Annotated in this window: 16 protein-coding genes; 6 read left to right on the top strand and 10 right to left on the bottom strand. The window is 63.1% G+C overall.

Annotation, left to right across the window (positions count from 1 at the left end):
• Positions 1-229: 229 nt before the first annotated feature.
• A complete protein-coding gene (locus FRAAU_RS11165) occupies positions 230-826 on the top strand; it encodes a histidine phosphatase family protein (RefSeq protein WP_014403635.1) in 597 nt (198 codons plus the stop codon).
• Positions 827-1,081: 255 nt separating this feature from the next.
• Here the strand turns inward: FRAAU_RS11165 and FRAAU_RS11160 are convergent, their stop codons facing one another.
• From FRAAU_RS11160 to FRAAU_RS16975, 3 genes are all read right to left on the bottom strand, one after another.
• Positions 1,082-3,010 (bottom strand): hypothetical protein, encoded by a 1,929-nt coding sequence (locus FRAAU_RS11160; protein WP_245546352.1) that lies wholly within the window; start codon positions 3,008-3,010, stop codon positions 1,082-1,084.
• A 113-nt stretch (positions 3,011-3,123) separates the two neighbouring features.
• Positions 3,124-5,031 carry a hypothetical protein gene (locus tag FRAAU_RS11155; RefSeq protein WP_014403633.1) on the bottom strand — a complete coding sequence of 636 codons (1,908 nt, stop codon included), beginning with the start codon at positions 5,029-5,031 and terminating at the stop codon, positions 3,124-3,126.
• 122 nt (positions 5,032-5,153) lie between these two features.
• Entirely contained in the window at positions 5,154-5,621 is a 468-nt protein-coding gene (locus FRAAU_RS16975) for a pilin (RefSeq protein ID WP_014403632.1), read from the bottom strand.
• A 300-nt stretch (positions 5,622-5,921) separates the two neighbouring features.
• Between FRAAU_RS16975 and FRAAU_RS11145 the strand changes: the two genes are divergently transcribed.
• Positions 5,922-8,054, top strand: coding sequence for a S9 family peptidase (locus tag FRAAU_RS11145; RefSeq protein ID WP_014403631.1), 2,133 nt, complete (start codon positions 5,922-5,924; stop codon positions 8,052-8,054).
• Positions 8,055-8,166: 112 nt separating this feature from the next.
• Here the strand turns inward: FRAAU_RS11145 and corA are convergent, their stop codons facing one another.
• The 6 genes from corA to miaB all read right to left on the bottom strand — a co-directional run bounded on the left by corA (position 8,167) and on the right by miaB (position 14,762).
• Complete coding sequence (gene corA / locus FRAAU_RS11140; protein ID WP_014403630.1) at positions 8,167-9,195, bottom strand: magnesium/cobalt transporter CorA; 1,029 nt, start codon at positions 9,193-9,195, stop codon at positions 8,167-8,169.
• 51 nt (positions 9,196-9,246) lie between these two features.
• Positions 9,247-10,467, bottom strand: a complete 1,221-nt coding sequence (locus FRAAU_RS11135) for a lipoprotein N-acyltransferase Lnb domain-containing protein (RefSeq protein ID WP_014403629.1) — start codon at positions 10,465-10,467, stop codon at positions 9,247-9,249.
• The gene (locus tag FRAAU_RS11130) at positions 10,457-11,308 is read right to left on the bottom strand and encodes a CorC family transporter (protein WP_014403628.1); all 852 of its coding nucleotides are present in this window, start codon (positions 11,306-11,308) and stop codon (positions 10,457-10,459) included. The genes FRAAU_RS11135 and FRAAU_RS11130 overlap by 11 nt, the downstream gene beginning before the upstream one ends.
• A 223-nt stretch (positions 11,309-11,531) precedes the next feature.
• Positions 11,532-11,996 carry an rRNA maturation RNase YbeY gene (ybeY, locus tag FRAAU_RS11125; RefSeq protein WP_041270546.1) on the bottom strand — a complete coding sequence of 155 codons (465 nt, stop codon included), beginning with the start codon at positions 11,994-11,996 and terminating at the stop codon, positions 11,532-11,534.
• A gap of 20 nt (positions 11,997-12,016) precedes the next feature.
• Positions 12,017-13,012, bottom strand: coding sequence for a PhoH family protein (locus FRAAU_RS11120; RefSeq protein ID WP_014403626.1), 996 nt, complete (start codon positions 13,010-13,012; stop codon positions 12,017-12,019).
• A 397-nt stretch (positions 13,013-13,409) separates the two neighbouring features.
• On the bottom strand, positions 13,410-14,762 hold the full coding sequence (gene miaB, locus FRAAU_RS11115) for a tRNA (N6-isopentenyl adenosine(37)-C2)-methylthiotransferase MiaB (RefSeq protein ID WP_014403625.1): 1,353 nt from the start codon (positions 14,760-14,762) through the stop codon (positions 13,410-13,412).
• A 195-nt stretch (positions 14,763-14,957) separates the two neighbouring features.
• Between miaB and FRAAU_RS11110 the strand changes: the two genes are divergently transcribed.
• A complete protein-coding gene (locus tag FRAAU_RS11110) occupies positions 14,958-15,938 on the top strand; it encodes a lytic transglycosylase domain-containing protein (protein ID WP_014403624.1) in 981 nt (326 codons plus the stop codon).
• A 212-nt stretch (positions 15,939-16,150) separates the two neighbouring features.
• Here the strand turns inward: FRAAU_RS11110 and FRAAU_RS11105 are convergent, their stop codons facing one another.
• Positions 16,151-17,356, bottom strand: a complete 1,206-nt coding sequence (locus FRAAU_RS11105) for a S1C family serine protease (RefSeq protein ID WP_014403623.1) — start codon at positions 17,354-17,356, stop codon at positions 16,151-16,153.
• A gap of 295 nt (positions 17,357-17,651) precedes the next feature.
• Between FRAAU_RS11105 and petA the strand changes: the two genes are divergently transcribed.
• Genes petA through FRAAU_RS11090 form a run of 3 tightly spaced genes read left to right on the top strand, consistent with a single transcriptional unit; the run spans position 17,652 to position 20,241 of the window.
• Positions 17,652-18,257 (top strand): ubiquinol-cytochrome c reductase iron-sulfur subunit, encoded by a 606-nt coding sequence (gene petA / locus FRAAU_RS11100; RefSeq protein ID WP_014403622.1) that lies wholly within the window; start codon positions 17,652-17,654, stop codon positions 18,255-18,257.
• Positions 18,254-19,546 (top strand): cytochrome b, encoded by a 1,293-nt coding sequence (locus FRAAU_RS11095; protein ID WP_014403621.1) that lies wholly within the window; start codon positions 18,254-18,256, stop codon positions 19,544-19,546. Before petA ends, FRAAU_RS11095 begins: the two co-directional genes overlap by 4 nt.
• Positions 19,543-20,241: a cytochrome c1 gene (locus FRAAU_RS11090; RefSeq protein WP_052317886.1), complete on the top strand. Its 699-nt coding sequence runs from the start codon at positions 19,543-19,545 to the stop codon at positions 20,239-20,241. Before FRAAU_RS11095 ends, FRAAU_RS11090 begins: the two co-directional genes overlap by 4 nt.
• Positions 20,242-20,401: the final 160 nt, after the last annotated feature.

The following is a 20,401-nucleotide window of genomic DNA, read 5'->3' as shown; positions in this document are numbered from 1 at the left end:
CAGGGCCAGTGGTTGACGTGGTGATCGGCTGAAGGGCCGCGAAGGGGCCCCGTTTCCAGTATCAGCGACGCGGTCATGCATCGCTCAGCGCCGGCGGCTTGCCTGTGCGACGCTCTATGGCGATCATGTCGAGACCGGCCGGTTGGCCAGGCTGCCGGCCAGTCGCGTCAGGCGGCCGTGGCCCGGCCATGTCGGGCTTGATCTTTGACCTTTGCGGATCTGGAAAGCGATGACGATGACTGTGCCGACGACACGTGTAAACGAAATCTGGCTGATCCGCCACGGCGAAACCGCCTGGAGTCTTTCCGGACAACATACCGGGCGTACCGATATTCCCTTGACCGGGCATGGCCGCGAGCAGGCCGAAGGACTGCGGCCGGTTCTAGCCGGTGCCGCTTTCGATCATGTGTTCTGCAGTCCGCTGGCCCGGGCCAGGACGACCTGCGAGCTTGCCGGCTGGGGCGAACAGGCCCAGATAGAGCCGCGCCTGCTGGAGTGGGATTACGGCATCTACGAGGGGCGCACCACCGTGGAAATCCGGCAGCACACGCCGGGCTGGCGGATCTGGGATTCACCGGTGGAGCAGGGCGAGGATCTGGCCGCGATCCAGGCGCGGGCGATGGATCTGATGCATGATCTTCTGCCGCTGCAAGGCCGGGTGGCCTTGTTTGCCCACGCCCATATCCTGCGGGTGCTGGCCGGCTGCTGGATTGCCGATGCCGGTGCGATGGGGGCGCATCTGGTGCTGGGTACCGCCTCGGTCAGCGTGCTCGGCTTTGATCGCGAGACCCGGGCGATCCGGCAGTGGAATGCCACGCATTATTGAGCGCCGTTCAGCCGTTTGATGCGCCATGCTCCGTGCAGCATGGGCCTTGCGCTAAACCTGAGGAAGAGACAGTCAGGCCATGGCGGCAAGGTGGTGGATCGGAGCAGGGCCGGCAATTCGTGCCATGAAGCTTGCTGCTGACAGCATATGGGCACCCTGCAAGCCGCCTGTCGCCGTGGGGCCATGCAACGGAGGCTTGATCCGGTCCTCTCTGATGGATCGACGCGATCATGGTGCCGGCAGATCGCGTCGCCCTCAGTTCCGAGGGCTGGCCGCCTCGGGCGCAGACTGTGACAGTCGCTGGATACGTTGCTGCAGATTGGCGATATCGCCATCCAGACGTCCACCCAGATTCAGCTGTTGCAATGCGGTCACCTGCTGGCGTGCGCCGGCCGCATCGCCCTGCACCACCAGCATGCGGGCCAGAGTGATGTGGTAGGCCGGTTCATGCGGTGCACTGGCGACGGTCCTTTGCAGCAGGTTCAGGCCCAGATCGCGATTGCGCAAGACGTTCCAGGCATAGTCGCCATAGGTTGCCATCAGTCTGGGGGTGGGATGGGGATGATCCATGGCCGCCTGGAAGGCATCCGTCATACGGTCCTTGGGCAGGTGGCAGATGCCGTCACGGGTGCAGTCGGTGAGGGCGGCCAGCGAACTGTCGTCCTGCACGCCCAGCGGCCGTGCTTTCAGCTTGGCGATCATGCTGTCCCACCACTCAGGTTTCAGTGGCAGGCCCATGCGCGCGTTCATGAAAATCAGCGCCTGCTGCGGCAGGATCGAGGATCCGGGCAGGATCGCGGCATGTTCCAGCGGCGCATAGGCCGCCCGGGTATAGGGCGAACTGCGGTCGTAATGCGAGTAGACGATATAGGTGCGACCCAGCTCGTATTGGGCACGGGGCGAGTCGGGCGCGCGTTCGGCGAGGGTCTGGGCCAGTCGCAGCGGAGAACCCCAGTCCCAGGCGGTGACCGCCGTCATTCCGCCCCAGCCGATCAAGGCCAGCGCCAGCACGATACGGCGCGGCAGCCGGCCCGGCCCGGCGGCGCCGGCCAGTGCCGGCAGGCTGAGCCCGGCCAGCCAGGGGATCACCGCCAGCAACAGACCCAGGCTGGCGAAATAATTGCGATGCTCGTAGACCAGCTCCAGCGGGATGATGGTGCCGGTCAACAGCTGCGCGCTGAGAAACCAGGCCAGCCCCAAGGCCAGCAGAGGCTGGCCGCGGCGAAAACGGATGATGGCGATCACCATCGCCAGCAGGGCCAGCAGACTGGTCAGGGTGGTCCAGGGCTGCAGCAGGCCGGTCGAGATCGGGTAGTCGTCGTGGTAGAACGACAGCGCATGCGGCCAGGGTGTCAGCGTCCAGAACACATAACCGACCACGATGCGGGCCTCGCTGAGCAGTCGCTGATCCAGGCCGAAGTCGCGCGTCGCCCAGGTGGCGGGATTCAAGACCCCGGGCAGCAACCAGCACAGGCCGGCGATCAGCGGAATGCCGAGTATCAGCGCATAAAAGGCGATCAGCCCTTTTTCGCGACGTGGCCGTTCGGGGCCGATCGCAAAATCGAACATGACCCATTCCAGCAGCAAGGCGTAAAGCGGCAGCATCACCGCCGTTTCCTTGGCCAGCAGGCCCAGGCCGGCCGGCACCGTGATGGACAAGGCGGCGGTGATGCCGCCGGCCACACGCCGGCCCCGCCACATTTCCTGACGGGCGGCGATATATCCGGCCAGACCACCCAGCACAAACAGATTGGCCAGACTTTCCATTCGCTGCACGACATACAGCACGGCCGTGAGATTGATCGGCAGAAGCATCCAGGCGCCGGCGATCAGCGCCGCGACGAGCTGGGCATGCCGGTTCAGCGGCGCCTCCGCCGGTACCGTGCGACCATGTCGCGGCATCGCCAGCAGCAGGCGCATCAGCACAAACACCAGCACGCCGTTCAGCAGATGGATGACCAGATTGGTCAGCTTCATCGCCGAGGGATCCAGTCCGCTCACCAGATAATTGGCTGCAAAACTCAACGACGCCAGCGGCCGCTTGAAATCACTGGCCGGCGACGACAGCGCTGCCGAAATCAAGGCCCCCAGACTGCCGTGCTGCGGCTGCACCCCCGGGTTGTCGACGATATTGGGATAGTCGTCAAACAGCCATCCGCCGGAAAGACCCGGCAGATAGATCATCAGGCATGCGAGGAGCAGAGCGCTGAAGATGGTAATAGCTGTGGAGCGGCGGATGAGCATGAAAGGATCTTGGAGCGACAAGGTCGAGAGGATGCAGCTGATGACAGAGCAGGCTACCTATGTCTGGCTGCTGCCTGCATATGAATGATCGATTGTATATCTGCATCCCAGATTGCACGATCATTGACGAGCAGACGTCGTAACAATGGAAGTCTGGAGGCATTTGCCTGTTGCAGGGCCTGAATAGCTTGAGGGTAAAGGCCGGCACTGGCTAGATATTTTGCTTCAAGACGTGGTATTTCAGGGTCGGGGTCTAGTCGCCAAGTCTCCTTAAGTTCGGCAATTGCTTGATTTAGATCGCCTTTGTCAACGGCCGCCAGATGCAGTTGGTAGTGGAGGTAGCCTTCGGTTGCCGGGTCCACCGCAAGGCGAGGATTCTGCAACAGTGCTGTGACAAGACCGCGCCAGTGATCTGAGTTCATGGCCTGTGGGCATCGGTTTTGGTGGGCCAGTTCCCTCAGTGAGCCCACTATGTCGTAGCTTTCACGCTGATAGGGGCCAGTTGCATAGAGTTTCTGCAGTTGTCGGATGGATGCTTCCTGCAGGGTGCCCGCTAGACACTGGAGATAGATCTGATGAGCAAGCACACCTGCGTTGCCGGGCCTTTGCAGGGATATGGACTGCATGGTGGTCATGGCACCGGCTAAATTCCCGTGATTCAATTGAATGCTGGCCAGGAATTCAGTGGCACGTTCAGAGTCTGGATGATGGTTGGCCCAAACCTGTGCTAGCACAGATTCCTGTCCCCATACCCGCGCGGACAAGCCCGTTGAGAGGATGCAGGCGAATGCCCATACGGCTAATGCCAGCTGTCCCTGACGTCGGCGTACTGGGTTCTTGATTTGGAATAGAGCGGTCACGATGGCATATAGTGGACCTACCATTGGAAGATAAGTGCGGTGTTCGAAATACAGTTCCAATGAGATGGCTGTGCTTTCCAGCCATTGTCCGCCCAAATACCAGAAAACGGCAAAAGCAAAGAGCGGCCATTGGCGACGTTTGAGCCAGGCTGTGGCAATGGCTGCAATTAGAAGTATCGTGCTAAATAAAGTTGCCGCAGGATGCAGTAATCCGCTGGAAATGGGGTAGTCGTCATTATATAAGCCATAGGGGCCAAACTGTGGTAGTGCTATCTTTAGTAGGTACGAGTCGACTACACGCGTTTCGGTGAGCAGTCGCTGTGGCAAGCTAAAGTCGCGGAGGACATAGCCATGAGTCAGCCAGGGAAGAAGTGCGATCATGCCGCCGAGCAGTACCCAGGCAGGTATGACTACCAATATGGCACGCATGATCTTCAATGGACGAGGCAATTGCTTGCGTGACTCACGGAGCAGGGTGCTATCCAAAATCAGTGCGTATAGGGGGAATAGTGCGCCTGTTTCCTTGCATAACAAGGCCAGTGGGGCGCATAACAGGATGGCGGTGAGCATCGCTGCCAGCCGTTGCGCCTGACTGCGCTGGGCTGCTGTAATTGCAAAGGTATATAGAATCAAGCCTAGCAGCATAAAGGCAGTTGCTAGAATGGTCATGCGTTGAATAACGAGCATGACAGTACTTAATTGAATGGGGTGAATTAGCCAGAGTGCTGACGTAATTGAGGCCGTCAGGAGCGCCTTATTCCTTGTCATATTTGCGCGACTGACAAGGTCAAGCCAGGTGGCAAGTAGCCAGCCGCAAGCTAGATGCAGTAGTGTATTGGTTAACTTGAATGGGAATGAATTTTCCGGCCACCCAGTTCGTTGCGGGTAAAAGCTAAGCATAGCTAACGGGCGCCCCGGAAATCCACGCGCCTCGGAAAGATATTTGGCTATTGCCTGCCACCCATGTGTTCCGGGGTATTTGCTTAATGCAGCAAGGTTTGGGAGGTCATCAAAGACGAAGGGGCCATGCAGTGCTGGCCAATATAGGGCCAATGTCAGCAAGCAGGCGGCAGCTAGAAAAAGCCTAGTATAGCGTTGCATGAATTTGTCTTAAATAAATGAAAGGGCCCCCTAAGAGACCCTTTCACTCATTGATTATGCGACTAGTCGGCTAGTAATTTTAGGTGAATGAGGTGCACGTAAAATACCATCCGATATGCACATTAGTTCGGGCAGGTTGCCGGCTTGTATTTCGATGCAATGCCGCTGGCAGTGCAGGACCAGGACATCGTGCCACCATTATCGGCGCTAGTGAATTGGACAGTCTTTCCAGCAAGAGGTGCAGAGACGCTGCCGGTACTCTTGAATGTCATGGTTGCTATGCAGGAGGGAAGTGTTCCGGTGCCACCAGTGCCTTGAGTCAGGGCAGTTTGTGCAATGTATTTACCTGAATAGCTAGCTGCTGCCGAGAATCCGGTCGAAGGGCCAGCCGTCAAGGGGCAGGCGCCATTCTGGGTGGCGAATTCTGCAATCGGAGTTTTAAGGCCATCAATGATAGATTGCGATTCAGAAAACTGAGCCTTAGTGATGTAATTCTGATACTGCGGAATGGCGATGGCGGCCAGGATGGCGATGATCGCGACAACGATCATCAGCTCGATCAGCGTAAAGCCTTTTTGCGAGTTCTGCATGGTGATTCCCCTACAACTTCTGGATGGTGATCTGGTGAATACAACGTTTGAGCTTGCACGGCAATAGTCGCTTTGCGACATGACCGCGGATCCGGCTGGCATAGGGGTGCACCGGCGCCATGCCATCGCGCAGGTCACACGTGTTGCGTGTGTGACATGAAGCACACTTATGATAGAGCAAATCCCGGCGTCTTTGCACAAGCCTCAAGCAAAACCTAATCTGTTCCGGTGACAGATCAAGGTCGGCCTGGACAGGAAGGGTATCCTGTCCGGCGCCAAGACGATGCGAGGAGAAAGTGCATGAACGGAAGGAGCAGGTTGTGGCTGGGGTTGGCCCTGGCGGCGAGTGGGGCGATGGCTCACGCGGCCGAGGCGGCAAAGCCGCTGGATGTGCGGGACATGATCGTGATGGATCGGGTCGGCGATCCGCAGATTTCGCCGGACGGACAGATGCTTGCGTTTACCGTCACGCATCGGCCCACGGTGGAAGGCAAGGCTGAGACGGCCATCTATCTGCGGTCTTTGACCGGCAAAGGCGAGCCGCGGAAGCTGGTGGCCGAGGGGGCATCACCGCGCTGGTCGGCGGATGGTCGCAGCGTTTATTACCTGGCACCGGCCCAGGGTCTGGAGCAGTTGTGGCGGGTCGGTGTGAACGGTGCAAGCTCAGGTCCGGGCGGCGAAGCGCCGCAGCAGATCAGTGCGGCGCCGCTGGATCTGCAGGGCTTCAAGCTGTCGCCGGATGGCAAGGCGGTAGCCCTGGACTATGCGGTGTTCGCCGATTGCGACGGCCTGGCTTGCACGGCGGACCGGCTCAAGGCCCGTGCGGCAGGCGGCAAGGGACATATCTATACCCGCTTGTTCGTGCGGCACTGGGATCAATGGTCGGATGATCGCCGCAACCAGCTGTTTGTCGCCCGCTTCGGTGCGGACGGACGGGTGGCCGAGCCGACCCTGGTCAGCCGCGGCATCGATGGCGATGTGCCCAGCAAGCCGTTCGGCGATGACAGCGAGTACAGCTTCTCGCCGGATGGCAAGACCGTGTATTTCAACGCGCGTATCGCCGGACATGATGAGCCCTGGTCGACCAATTTCGATATCTTCCAGGCGCCGGCCGACGGCAGCAAGCGGCCGGTCAATCTGACGGCGGCCAATCATGCCTGGGATGGCTGGCCGGTCGCGTCGCCCGATGGCCGCACGCTGTATTACTTGGCGATGAAGACGCCGGGCTTCGAAGCCGACCGTTTCGGCATCATGGCCCTGGATCTGGCCAGCGGTCAGCGTCACGAAGTGGATCCGCAATGGGATCGCTCGGCGGGCGGGCTGTCGGTCTCCGCTGACGGCAAGCGGTTGTATGTGACGGCCGATCAGGCCGGCCAGCACCCACTGTTCAGCGTCGACCCGCGCAACGGCAAGGTCGAGACTCTGGTGGCCGACGGCACGGTGGCAGGCTATGCGGTGGGCCGCAAGCGGCTGGTGGTGGCGCATGATGACTTGCTGCATCCGGCCGAGCTGTTCGCGGTGTCGCCCAAGGGCGGCAAGCTGCAGCCGCTGACGGCCTTCAACCAGACCCGACTGGCCGGAATCAAGATGGGCCAGCCGGAGTTCTTCAGCTTCAAGGGCTGGCATGATCAGCCGGTGCAAGGCTATGTGGTCAAGCCGGCGGATTATCAGCCGGGCAAGACCTATCCGGTGGCCTTTATTATCCATGGCGGGCCGCAGGGGGCGATGGACAATGGCTGGAGCTATCGCTGGAATCCGCAGACCTATGCCACCCAGGGCTTTGCGGTGGTCACCATCAACTTCCATGGATCCACCGGTTACGGTCAGGCCTTTACCGACTCGATTTCCGGCGACTGGGGTGGCAAGCCGCTCGAGGATCTGAAGCTGGGCTGGAAGGCGGCTCTGGGCCGCTACCCCTTTCTGGACGGTCAGCGTGCCTGCGCGCTGGGTGCCAGCTACGGTGGTTACATGGTGTACTGGATGGCCGGGGTGTGGAACCAGCCTTGGCGCTGCCTGGTCGATCATGACGGCGTATTCGATGCCCGCATGATGTATTACTCCACCGACGAGCTGTGGTTCGAGGAGCACGAGCAGGGCGGCACGCCCTTCACCGACCCGGCCAAATTCGAGCGCTTCAATCCGGTCAATCATGTCGCCGACTGGCGGGTGCCGATGCTGGTCATCCACAGCGGTCATGATTACCGGATTCCGGAAACCCAGGGGCTGGGTGCTTTCACTGCCTTGCAGCGTCGTGGCATTCCCAGCGAGTTCCTGTATTTCCCGGACGAGAACCATTGGGTGCTGCAGCCGAAGGACAGCGTGCAGTGGCATGATGCGGTGCTGGCCTGGCTGAAGCGCTGGACGGCGCCGGCAGCGACGGCGCCGGTCGAGGCGCCCTCCGTCAAGACCGCATCGGTCAAGACGGCGCACTGAGCCATGCTCGGCCCCGTTTCTGCTGCGGCGGGACGGGGTCGGCCTGGGCCGCCATGCCGAAGGGCCGCGCAAGCGGCCCTTCGGCATTGATCGAGTGCCGTGGTGCCGGCGCTTACAGCCAGCGCGCGCGGCGCAGGATGTAATACATGCTGCCCATCACGCCCAGTACCGCCAGGATCACCACGGGATAACCGAGGCGTGTATGCAGCTCGGGCATATGCTCGAAGTTCATGCCGTACCAGCTGGTGATCAGGGTCGGGGCCGCCAGCATGGCGGCCCAGCCGGCCAGTTTCTTGGTGACTTCGTTCTGGGCGAAGGTGACCAGCGACAGATTCAGGCTGATCGCGGCGGTCAGCATTTCGCGCATGGCGCTGATCGACTCGTTGACCCGGAACACGTGGTCGTAGATGTCGCGGAAGTAGACGCGAAGGTCGTCCGGAATCAGATGCGGATGCATGCGCACCAGCTGGTTGATGATGTCCTGCAGCGGGGTGACGGCCAGTCGCAGGGTCATCAGATCGCGCTGCATGTCGTACAGGCGCTTGATGATGTCGCGATTGAACTTGGCGGCGAAGATGTCCTGCTCCAGCTCCTGCAGCTCTTCCCGCGAGTCGCGGATGATGGGCAGCAGGTTGTCGACGATGAAGTCCAGCACGCCGTACAGGCCATAGCTGGGCCCCAGGGCCAGCAAGTCCGGTGATTGTTCGCAGGTGCGACGTGCCGGGGCATAGCTGAGCGAGGTGCCATGGCGCACGGTGACCAGATAGCGCGGCCCCAGAAAGATATGGGTCTCGCCGAAGGCGATGTCGCCGGCGGCCAGCTGGGCGGTCTGCACCACCACGAACAGCGAGTCGCCATAGGTCTCGATCTTGGTGCGCTGGTGGGCGTACTGCGCATCCTCGATGGCCAGGTCATGCAGGTCGAATTCGTTCTGCAGCTTCAGCAGCAGTTCTTCGGACGGCTCGTGCAGGCCGACCCAGACAAAGGTGTCGGGATCAAGCAAGGCATCGCTGATGGCATCAATGCTGATATTGCCGACGCGCTTGCCGTTGCGATGGTTGTAGGCCACGCAGTTGACGACCATGTCGGCCTGGGATTTGGTCGTGGCTTTGGCGGTGGGGAGCGGGATCGGATTCGACATGCCGGCTATGATGCCGGTCACCCCGACCCGGCGCAATTGACGATCGCGGTTTCAGCGCGGTCGGCGCCTGCGCAGGATCAGGATCAGGGCCGTCCATACCGGTATCGCAAAGCCCAGCCAGTGGCCGTTGTGCTGGCTGGATATGCCGGTGACGTGCAGGGCCAGGGCCAGCAGCAGTGCCGCCAGTTGCAGGGGCGGCAGCCAGATCCGCAGGCCGCCGCCGGAGGCGGGGCGCCACAACGGCAGCAGCCACAGCCAGGCCAGCGGATTGAACAGCAGCAGGTTGGCGTTGTACCAGGCGGCGTAATGTCCGGTCAGGCCCCACAGCGCAGCCAGCAGCACGCCGCACAGGCCGGCCGGGATGAGAAACAGGCTGCCCAGCAGCAGCAGCCCCGGTCGCCAGCAACGTGCCGCCAGATACAGTGCCAGGGCGTAGCCGATGCCGGCCAGCAGCATCGGCCACAGCAGCCGGGGCGGCTGTGCCGGTGGTGGCGCCAGACGTGCCTTGGCGATGACTTCGCGGCGACTGATCACGGGGCGACCATCGGCAAGCGTCGCGGTGGCCAGCTGGCTGGACAGCACCTCAGGCAGAAAACTGGCCTGCCAGGCATTGAGCGGTTGATCGGCAAACGGCCCCAGGCCCAGGTCCAGCAGCAGCATCAGCCAGGGCTGGGCCGCCATCAGGCGGTCGGTCTGCTGGCGATATGTGTCGCCGCCGGGACGGGATTTCAGGACGCTGGCAATCCGTCCATCCAGGGCCAGATCCAGGGCGTCACGGACCCGGGTCGCGCAATTGCTCTGGAAATAATCGTAACGGTAACGCAAATTTTCCGGCTGCAGATTCCACAGCAGGAACTGCCGCAGCTTTTCCACCTGGGCCGGTTGCAGATCCAGTATCTGACGGGTCACCGAGCGGCCGGCGTCGATGTAGCCCTGATTGTCTTCGGCGGCTGGCTCGGCATCCATCATATAGCGCATGCGGCCACGGGCAAAGTTGAGCAGAAAGCCCTTTTCGTCGAAGTCGAAGACGCCGTAATTGAAGGTGATGGTCTGGCCCGACAGCGTGTCGCGCACCTCGATGGCGTCGTGACCGAAGCGTTCCCAGTAGGTTTCGCCCGGCCCATAGGTGATCAGCGCGACCTGCAGGGCCTGTGGTGGGGCATCCACGATGCCGGCGACAGCCGGCATCATCAGTCCCAGCCACAGGCAGAGCAGGGCGATCAGTCGAAATCCGCCCGGCAGCTGCCGGGCGGAAGCTCGCTCAATGGCCATGCCGGCGGGTGACCCGGAATTGCTGGACCCGGCGTTCGTCGGCTTCGGTGACATGGAAGATGAAATCGCCCAGATCGATATCCTCGCCCACCTGGGGCAGCCGGCCCAGTTCGGAGGTCGCCATGCCGCCGACGGTGTCATAGGCCTCGTCGGAAAACTGGCTGCCGGACTGTTCGTTGAAGTCCTTGATCGGGGTCAGGGCGCTGACGATCCAGCTGCCATCGGCCTGTTCGGTCATCAGCTGCGGCTCGTCATCGTCATCGTCGTGCTCGTCGTCGATTTCGCCGACGATCTGTTCCAGCACGTCCTCGATGGTGATCAGTCCGGCCACGCCGCCGTATTCGTCCACCACCAGCGCCATATGGTTGTGGTTGAGGCGGAACTCGGCCAGCAGCACGTTCAGCCGCATCGATTCGGGAATCAGCACGGCAGGACGGAGAATGGACTGGATGTCGAAGGCATCGTCGTTGCCGAAGAATTTCAGCAGATCCTTGGCCAGCAGCACGCCGAGAATCTCGTCCTTGTCCTCGCCATGGACGGGAAAGCGGGAATGGCCGGATTCCACCACGGTCGCCACCACTTCGGCGAGCGGAGCCTCGGCGCTGAGCATCACGATCTGCGAGCGGGGCACCATGGCGTCGTCGACGCGCAGTTCGGTGACCTTGATCGAGCCTTCGACCATGGTCAGGGTGTCGGAGGAGAGCAGGCCGTTGGCCTGGGCGGAGCGCAATTCCTCGATGAGATCTTCGCGACTGCGCACTTCACCGGAAAACAGATGGCCCAGACGTTCCCACCATGAGCGGGGCGTCGGGCCGCTGGTACTACCAGGGTCGTCGTTCATTACCTAGGTTGATCGGGCCCGAATAAGGGCGGTGAAAACAGTTTAGCGGAACTGGCCGATGATTTCAGGCGCTGGAGGTGTCCCGTCATGGGCCGGGGATATTCCAGCGTTGGTGCAGCCGGTTCCATGCCGGGGTGCTTCTTTTCAGCCTCGTGACTGGATCAGGCCTGAGACCGGATCGGGTCGGCACCGGGAGTCCCCGGTGCCGACGGGGTTTCATGGTTCACTCGCGCAGCAGGTAAGGGTCGGCGATGCCCAGATCGGCCAGGATCCGCGTTTCCAGCGCCTCCATCTCCTCGGCCTCGTCCTTGTCGATATGGTCGAAGCCCAGCAGGTGCAAGGTGCCGTGGATGGTCAGATGGGCCCAGTGATCCAGTACGGGCTTGCCCTGTTCGGCCGCCTCGCGGATCACCACGGGAGCGCTGATGGCCAGATCGCCAAGCGGGGGCAGGTCGACGCCCGGCGGGAATTCCGCCGGAAAGGACAGCACATTGGTGGCATAGTCCTTGCCGCGATACTGCAGATTCAGCTGACGACCTTCTTCGGCATCGACCAGGCGGATGGCCACCGCACTGGGCTTGCGCCGGCCCGCCGCGCGCAGGGCTGCCTCCACCCAGCCCCGGAAACGGGGGCTGGAGGGGAGGCCGGTGCGAGGCAGGCCGTAGCTGACCGCCAGCTCGAGTTCCATGATGTCTCTGGCAGTGGCGTTCATGGCCTGGCGTTCGCCGCCGGCTGTTCGCTGCTGCTTTCGAAGGCCTCGTAGGCACGGACGATCTTGGCCACCAGCGGGTGGCGGACCACGTCGCGGGAGCTGAAGAAGGTCATGCTGATGCCGTCGACGCCGCGCAGTACCTCGATGGCGTGGCGCAGGCCGGAGCGGATATGCCGGGGCAGGTCGATCTGGCTGACATCGCCGGTGATCACCGCCACCGAGCCGAAGCCGATGCGGGTCAGGAACATTTTCATCTGCTCCACCGTGGTGTTCTGGGCTTCGTCCAGAATCACATAGGAGTCGTTCAAGGTGCGCCCGCGCATATAGGCCAGCGGCGCGATCTCGATGACATTGCGTTCCATCAGCTTGGCCACCCGCTCGAAGCCCAGCATTTCATACAAGGCGTCATACAGCGGGCGCAGATAGGGATCGACTTTCTGCGACAGGTCGCCGGGCAGAAAGCCCAGCTTCTCGCCGGCTTCCACGGCCGGACGCACCAGCAGCAGGCGCTGGACCCGATTGGCTTCCAGTGCCTCGACGGCGCTGGCGACGGCCAGATAGGTCTTGCCGGTGCCGGCCGGGCCGATGCCGAAGTTGATGTCGTGCCGGGTAATGGCATGCAGGTAGCGGGCCTGATTGGCGCCGCGGCCCTTGATGACGCCGCGCTTGACCTTGATGGTCACTTCCTGTGCGCTGTCATCATCGGCAACGGAGGCATCCAGACCGCTTTCGGACAGAAACAGATGCACGCGGGCGCCGTTCAGGGGTTCGTGTTCGGTCGCCTTGTAGAGCGCGCGCAGCACTTTCTCGCCTGCACGGCAGGCATCCTCCGGGCCGATGACGCGAAAGATATTGCCGCGGCGATTGACTTCCAGACCGAGCCGGAGCTCGATCTGGCGCAGATGCTCGTCCAGCGGCCCGCACAGATTGGCCAGACGCTCGTTGTCTTCCGGTTCCAGTACGAAGTCGCGTTGTTGGGATGGGTCAGTCATAGTGTCCGTAACTTGTGGGTTTCGGTGCCGCCGGGGCTGCCAGTCTGGCATGAGATGGCGGCAATGCCGATAGCGTGCAAGAGGTCCGGGCGTGGCGCGTGCAAGCGCAGGCCCGGCCGAGGGCCGGATCAGTGCAGACCTGGGTTCCATGTCTGATCGACCGGCACGGAAATCGGCAGGCATGGCGGCGGCGTGGCTGGCGGCCGGACAGGGCCGGCGCGCCCGCAGCAGGCTCCGCCGTGACCGACGGGCTGCTGCAGGCTGTGGGGCGGAAGCGGGGGCTGGCTGTCCAGCTGCCGAACGAGGCCGCAAAGCGGGGCGCCGTGCGCCGCCAGCGGCTGCCGGTGACGACCAGGGGCACGCCATGGTGCGCCATGGATCATGACCGGCTGCTCTCTCATGCGGCGGTCGGCGGCCGGGACTCGACGGCCACCAGTCGACCACGCAGCGAATTGGTCATGGCCTCGGTCACCAGTACGTCCACGAACTGGCCCTTGAGGCGGGCATCGCCGGGGAAGTTGACGAAACGCATGTTTTCGGTGCGTCCGGCCAGCTCGTTGGCATCCCGGCGGCTGGGGCCTTCCACCAGCACCCGTTGCACGCTGCCCAGCATGGCTTCGTTGATGGCCTTGGCGTTGGCATTGATGCTGGCCTGCAGCCGGCTCAGGCGCTGCTGCTTGACCGAGGCCGGCGTGTCATCCTCCAGGTTGGCGGCCGGAGTGCCTGGACGCGAGGAGAAGATGAACGAAAAGCTCTGATCGAAGCCGATGTCCTCGATCAGCTTCATGGTCTTCTCGAAATCGGCATCGCTCTCGCCGGGGAAGCCGACAATAAAGTCCGAGCTGATGCAGATGTCCGGACGCACGGCACGCAATTTGCGGATCTTCTGCTTGAACTCCAGCGCGGTGTAACCGCGCTTCATGGCCGCCAGAATCCGGTCCGAGCCGGCCTGGACCGGCAGGTGCAGATAATTGGCCAGCTTGGGCACGTTGGCGAAAGCCTCGATCAGCGAGTCGGAGAACTCCAGCGGATGCGAGGTGGTAAAGCGGATCCGGCCGATGCTCTCGATCTGGGCGATGGCGTGGATCAGCACGGCCAGATCGGCCACGCTGCCATCGTGCATCGCGCCGCGATAGGCGTTCACGTTCTGGCCCAGCAGATTGATTTCGCGTACGCCCTGCTCAGCCAGCTGGGCGACCTCGATCAGCACGTCGTCGAAGGGGCGGCTGATTTCCTCGCCACGGGTATAGGGCACCACGCAATAGCTGCAGTATTTCGAGCAGCCTTCCATGATCGAGACAAAGGCACTGGGTCCTTCGGCACGCGGTTCGGGCAGGCGGTCGAACTTCTCGATTTCCGGGAAGCTGATATCGACCTGGGGCTTGCCGGTCTCGCGGCGTGCCTCGATCAGTTCAGGCAGCCGGTGCAGGGTCTGCGGGCCGAAGACCAGGTCCACGTAGGGCGCGCGCTTGATGATGGCCTCGCCTTCCTGGCTGGCCACGCAGCCGCCGACGCCGATCAGCACCTGCTTGCCATCCGCCTTGCGTTCGCGCCAGCGGCCGAGCTGGCTGAAGACTTTTTCCTGGGCGCGTTCACGGATCGAGCAGGTATTGACCAGGATCACGTCGGCTTCGGACTCGTCCTGGGTCAGTTCCAGACCGTGCGAGGCCTTGAGTACATCCAGCATCTTGGCCGAATCGTACTCGTTCATCTGACAGCCGTGGGTCTTGATGAAAAGCTTGCCGCTCATTGCGTCACCGTTGCTTGTGGCCGCAAGGGCCTGAAAATACAGAACCCGCTAGTATACGCCGGCGTCCGGTCACTGGCCAGACAAGCCGGTGTCGTGCCGGAGCGTTGCCGCACTGCCATGCCTTGCGGCAACGCTGGCGTCCGCAGATCGGACAGGCGAGAATCCGGGCATGGGTAAGCGGGCAAGAGACAGGCTGTGAAGCGGTTGGCGAGGCGTTTTTGCCTGATCGCTGTCGGCGGGCTGTGTGTCTGGCTGGCTGCCGTCTGCGCCAGCCAGGCTGCCGCCACGATATTGTATCGATGCGTGGGCGAGCAGGGCGAGCCGCTGTATACCGGCCATATCGGCCATCACCATGGCTGCAGGCGACTTTCCGGGGTGGGACTGCCGACGGCTCGACGGCATTCGCCGGGCTTCCGTGGCGTGACTGGCGCAGCCCTTTATCAACCGGCGCCCCGTCAGGCTGGCGTCGGTTCCGATACCGGAAAAATCGCGGCGCCGGTGGTATGGCCGGTGTCCGGGGCCGGAGGCGCCAGTGCGCACACCGGGACGGCGCTGGCTCAGGCCGCCTTGCCGTCATCGGCCTTGCGCGGTGCGGTATACCGCGTGCGGCGGGCCGATGGCAGTCTGGAATATACCAACCTCGCCCCGGCCACGTCCGGTGGGGGGCAGGTGGTGCGCTTGTTCACCTACCTGATCACCTGCATGGCCTGCAATCTGCATTCACCGATCCACTGGCAGACCGTGCCGCTGCGATGGGCGGATTATGCCGGCTCGATCGAGGATGCCAGTCGCCGTTACGGCGTGGATCAAGCCTTGTTGCGGGCGGTGATCCATGCCGAGAGCGCCTTCAATGCGCGGGCGATCTCGCTGAAGGGCGCACAGGGCCTGATGCAGCTGATGCCGGTCACCGCCAGCGAGATGGGGGTGACTGACGCCTTTGATCCCGACCAGAACATTGCAGGCGGAGCGCGTTATCTGGCCGGACTGCTGCAGCGGTTTCACGGCGATATCCGGCAGGTCGCCGCGGCTTATGACGCCGGTGCGGGCGCGGTGATCCGCTATGGCGGCGTGCCGCCCTATGCCGAGACGCAGGTCTATGTGCAGCGGGTGGAACTGCTTTTCCATCGCTATCAGATGCGCGACCGGGCCGAGAGTCGTCGGTCCCGGATGGATTGAGCCGGACGAGGACATCGGTTCTGCCTGTTTTCGGGATGTCCTGTTCGAGCGTCATTCCTGGCGCAAGGAGGGTAGCCGGACGGTTTTTGCGGCAGGCCGCGTGCTGATGGTGGCGGGGGTGCGGAGGCTATCCGTTCTCGGTATAAAAACCTTTCTGCGACCAAGTGGGTGTGACCACGACATGGCCCCTGATGGTCGATCCGGAGGGTATGTCAGGCCTGGCCCAGATGGCCGTCATCGTCGGACTCGGTCAGGTTGGGGCGCTGGGCCAGCACGACCTGGGTATGGAAGGGCATGCCGTTGCGCAGGCCGGAGACCTCGACCCGGGTGCCGGGCTTCAGGTCGGCCTCATGGCGACGCAGATCCGCCGGATCGGTGATGTTGTCGCTGCCCAGGCGCAGCAGGATGTCATGGGCCTGGATGCCGGCCAGGGCGGCCGGACTGCCAGGATAGACGTTCATCACCTGGGCGCCGCGAGGCGCTGCCGGCAGACCGCTGTCGGCAGCCACCGGCACGAAGCCGTAATCGGCGCCCAGCCAGCCGCGGACGACATGGCCGGTGTCGATGATCTGGCTCAGTACCGAACGGGCGGCCGACACCGGGATGGCGAAGCCGATGCCTTCGGCATTGGCGGCCCGGCCTATCAGCAAGGTGTTGATGCCGACCAGCTGGCCGCGTGTATTGATCAGGGCGCCGCCGGAATTGCCCAGATTGATGGCGGCATCGGTCTGGATAAAGTCTTCCGGGCTGTCATTGCTGAGCTGGCGGCCGACGGCGCTGACGATGCCCATGGTGACGGTCTGGTTCAGTCCCAGCGGGTTGCCGATGGCCAGTACGACATCGCCGGGGCGGGGTGGCGGGGCGGTCAGATCGGCGACCGGCAAGCTGCCGGCATCGATCTTGAGCACGGCCAGATCGGTTTCCGCGTCGGCGCCGACCAGGCGTGCCCGGGCGACCCGGCCGTCGTACAGCAGCACCTGGATGTCGTCGGCGTTGGCGATGACGTGGTTGTTGGTGAGTACATAGCCCTTGGCGCTGACGATCACGCCCGAGCCCAGGCTCTGTTCGCGCCGGGGGATGCTGGGGCCGGGCTGGCCGCCGTACAGCGCCTGCTGGATCGGGTTGGTATACATCTGCACCGTTGGCTGGTTGACGATCTTGTTGGCATAGATGTTGACCACCGATGGCTCGGCCCTGGCCACGGCGCCGGCATAGGAGGCCGGTGCAGGCGGGGCAGCCGGGCTTTCGGCCGAGCTTGCGGCAGAGTCGGTGGTGGCCGGAGCAGCCGTTTTCAGTCCCAGATGCTGACGCAGTTGGCTGCGGGTCTGCGGCCAGATCATGCCGATCACGAAGGCAAGCGCCAGTCCCAGCACGATGGATCTGGACAGATAGCTGAGTACGGCAGCGAATGACTTCATCAGACGAAACTTGGGGTCCGGTCAAAAAGGGTGGTGCCTTGCCGACCCGTTGCGATCACCGCTGGCGGCCGGCCTGTGATCAGGTCCTGTCACTCCGCAGCGGCATCCCGATGGATGCGGAGACGCTGGTTCCCACCACCGGATTATCACCATCCTGGGTCCCGGCTGCCAGTCCGCGTGATGTCGCGCCGGTTTGTGCCTGCTGCGATGCATGATTAAACTCGTGAAGACAAGCCGCTGCCGCAGCATGCAGCGTCCAGGCCACTGAGCGGTGCATGATGAAGAGAGTGATGGAATGAGCGGTGACGTGGACGGTGGGCGACGTCGTTTTCTGGCCGTCAGCACGGTCAGCGTCGGCGGTGCCGGACTGGCTGCGGCCGCGGTGCCATTTGCCGAGTCGATGCAGCCCAGTGCACGGGCCCGTTCGCTGGCGGCGCCGGTGCAGGTGGATCTGGCGGGTATCGCGCAAGAGCAGATGGTGACCTACGCCTGGCGCGGCCAGCCGGTGTTTGTGGTCCATCGCAGTGCCCGGCAGCTGGCCTTGCTGCAGAAACATGATGATCGCCTGCTGGATCCCGATTCAAAGGTGGATCAGCAGCCGGCCTGGGCGCGCAATCCGCATCGCTCGCAGCGGCCGGCGTGGCTGGTGCTGGTCGGGTTGTGCACGCATCTGGGTTGCGTGCCCGATTATGTCGGCAGCCTGGGGCGCGAGCCCTTTGATCCGGACTGGCCGGGCGGTTTCTTCTGCCCCTGCCACAAGTCGCGCTACGATCTGGCTGGCCGGGTCTACAGCGGGGTGCCGGCGCCGCGCAATCTGCTGGTGCCGCCTTATCGTTTTCTGGATGACGGGCGGCTGGAGATCGGCATCGGTCCGGATGTGCCGGCGGATGCGCAGGGATGAGCGGCCCGGACCGGCAGCCCTCCTGGCTGGAATCGCGACTGCCCAGTCTGGGGCAGGCCTGGCGCAAGCATGTCAGCGAGTATTACGCGCCGCGCAATTTCAATATCTGGTACTACTTCGGCTCGCTGGCGCTGCTGGCCCTGGTCAATCAGCTGGTCACCGGCCTGTTTCTGGCCATGAATTACCAGCCCAGCGCTCAGGGCGCCTTCGATTCGGTGCAGTACATCATGCGGGATGTGCCCTGGGGATGGCTGATCCGCTACATGCATGCGGTCGGGGCCTCGCTGCTGTTCGTGGTGATCTTTCTGCACATGTTCCGCGGGCTGATGTACGGATCCTATCAGCGGCCGCGCGAGCTGGTGTGGCTGCTGGGCATGCTGCTGTTTGCGGCCCTGATGGCCGAAGCTTTCATGGGCTATGTCCTGCCGTGGGGCAATATGTCGTTCTGGGGCGCCAAGGTGATCATTTCCCTGTTCGGCACCGTGCCGGTGGTCGGCGACCGGCTGGTGCAATGGATCATGGGGGATTTCCTGCCGGCCGATGCTACCTTGAACCGCTTTTTCGCCTTGCATGTGATCGGTCTGCCGCTGGCGATCCTGGTCCTGGTCGGCCTGCACGTGCTGGCCTTGCATGATGTCGGGTCCAATAATCCCGACGGCATCGAGATCAAGGATGGGCCGCGAGGCCATTCGATGGATCCGGCCCGGCCGGCCGACGGGATTCCGTTCCACCCGTATTACACCAGCAAGGATCTGGTCGGGGCGGGGGTGTTTCTGTGGATCGGCGCCTGGATCGTGTTCTTTGCACCGACCATGGGGGGCTGGTTTCTGGAGCCGGACAATTTCCTGCCCGCCAACCCCATGCTGACCCCCGAGCATATCGCTCCGGTCTGGTACTTCACCCCGTTTTACGCGATCTTGCGGATGATTCCCTCGCTGTTCGGCTCGGCGCTGTGGGGCACGCTGGTGATGGCGGCCTCGATTCTGCTGCTGTTCGCCTTGCCCTGGATCGATGCGGGCACGATCCGCTCGATCCGCTATCGCGGTCGCGGCTTCCGCTGGGCGCTGGCACTGTTTGTGCTGGCTTTTCTGGGGCTGGGGCTGGTCGGCGCCGGGCTGGTGGCGAAGTGGCTGGCCGTGCTGGCGCCCGCGGTGGATGCGGGCTTTTGGGAGTTGTTGCTGGGACGGGTGCTGACCTTGATGTATTTCGGCTACTTCCTGTTCCTTGGGCTGTATACCCGGCTGGGCTGGGAGCGGCCATGCAAGCCGCTGCCGGAGCGGGTCCGATGATGGCGCGCGGATGGCGGCGAGGCTGGCTGTTCCTGGGGCTGGTCTGCAGTGCGCTGGCTTCGGTGCAGGCGGCGGACCGGGCCTCGCTGCAACGTGGCGAGCGGATGTTCATGGCTGATTGCGCGGCCTGTCATTCGTTGAAATACCTGCGCTATTCACGGCTGCAGCAGGATCTGGATCTGTCACCGGAGGAGGTCCGCAGGGACCTGCAGCGCTTCGGGGCGAAAGCCGAGGGGCCTGTCATCTCGCCGATGACGCCGCGGATTGCGGGCTATGCCTTCGGCAAGTTGCCGCCGGATCTGTCGCTGGAGACGGCCGTGCGCGGTCCGGGCTGGGTGCGCCGCTACCTGGGCGGGTTCTATCTGGATCCTTCGGCGCCCCAGGGCTGGAACAATGCGGTGCTGCAGAATGCGGCGATGCCTGATCCGTTCTGGCGGCTGCAGGGTATCCGTGCGAATGATGGCCACGGTCGCCCCGGCGGTCTGCTGGTTCCCGGGCAGGTCGCGCCCCGGGCCTTCGCCGGGCAACTGGATGATCTGGTCGCATTTCTGAGTTATGCCGCGACCCCGGATGTGATCCAGCGTCGGGTGCTGGGGCCATGGGTGCTGGCGTTTCTCGCGCTGTTCACGGCCTTGGCCTGGGCCTTGAAGCGCGTAGTGTGGAAGGATGTGAAGGGTTCCCGCGGAGCGACCTGAGCGCATGGGCCATCATGGCCGGAGGCAGAGCTTCCGGCGGACTGCCCGCAGGCGGAGTGATGGACCCCGCCATGCAGGATTCGAGCCCGCACGACGGGACTGGGTGTCCCCGACCATCGATGGCGTTGGCTTCATGGTCAGGGACTGGGTTGCACTATGA

Origin of the sequence: Frateuria aurantia DSM 6220, assembly GCF_000242255.2 — a bacterium.
GTDB lineage: Bacteria > Pseudomonadota > Gammaproteobacteria > Xanthomonadales > Rhodanobacteraceae > Frateuria > Frateuria aurantia.
Note: the sequence above shows the minus strand (reverse complement) of the source record. Positions and strands in the feature narration are given on the sequence as shown.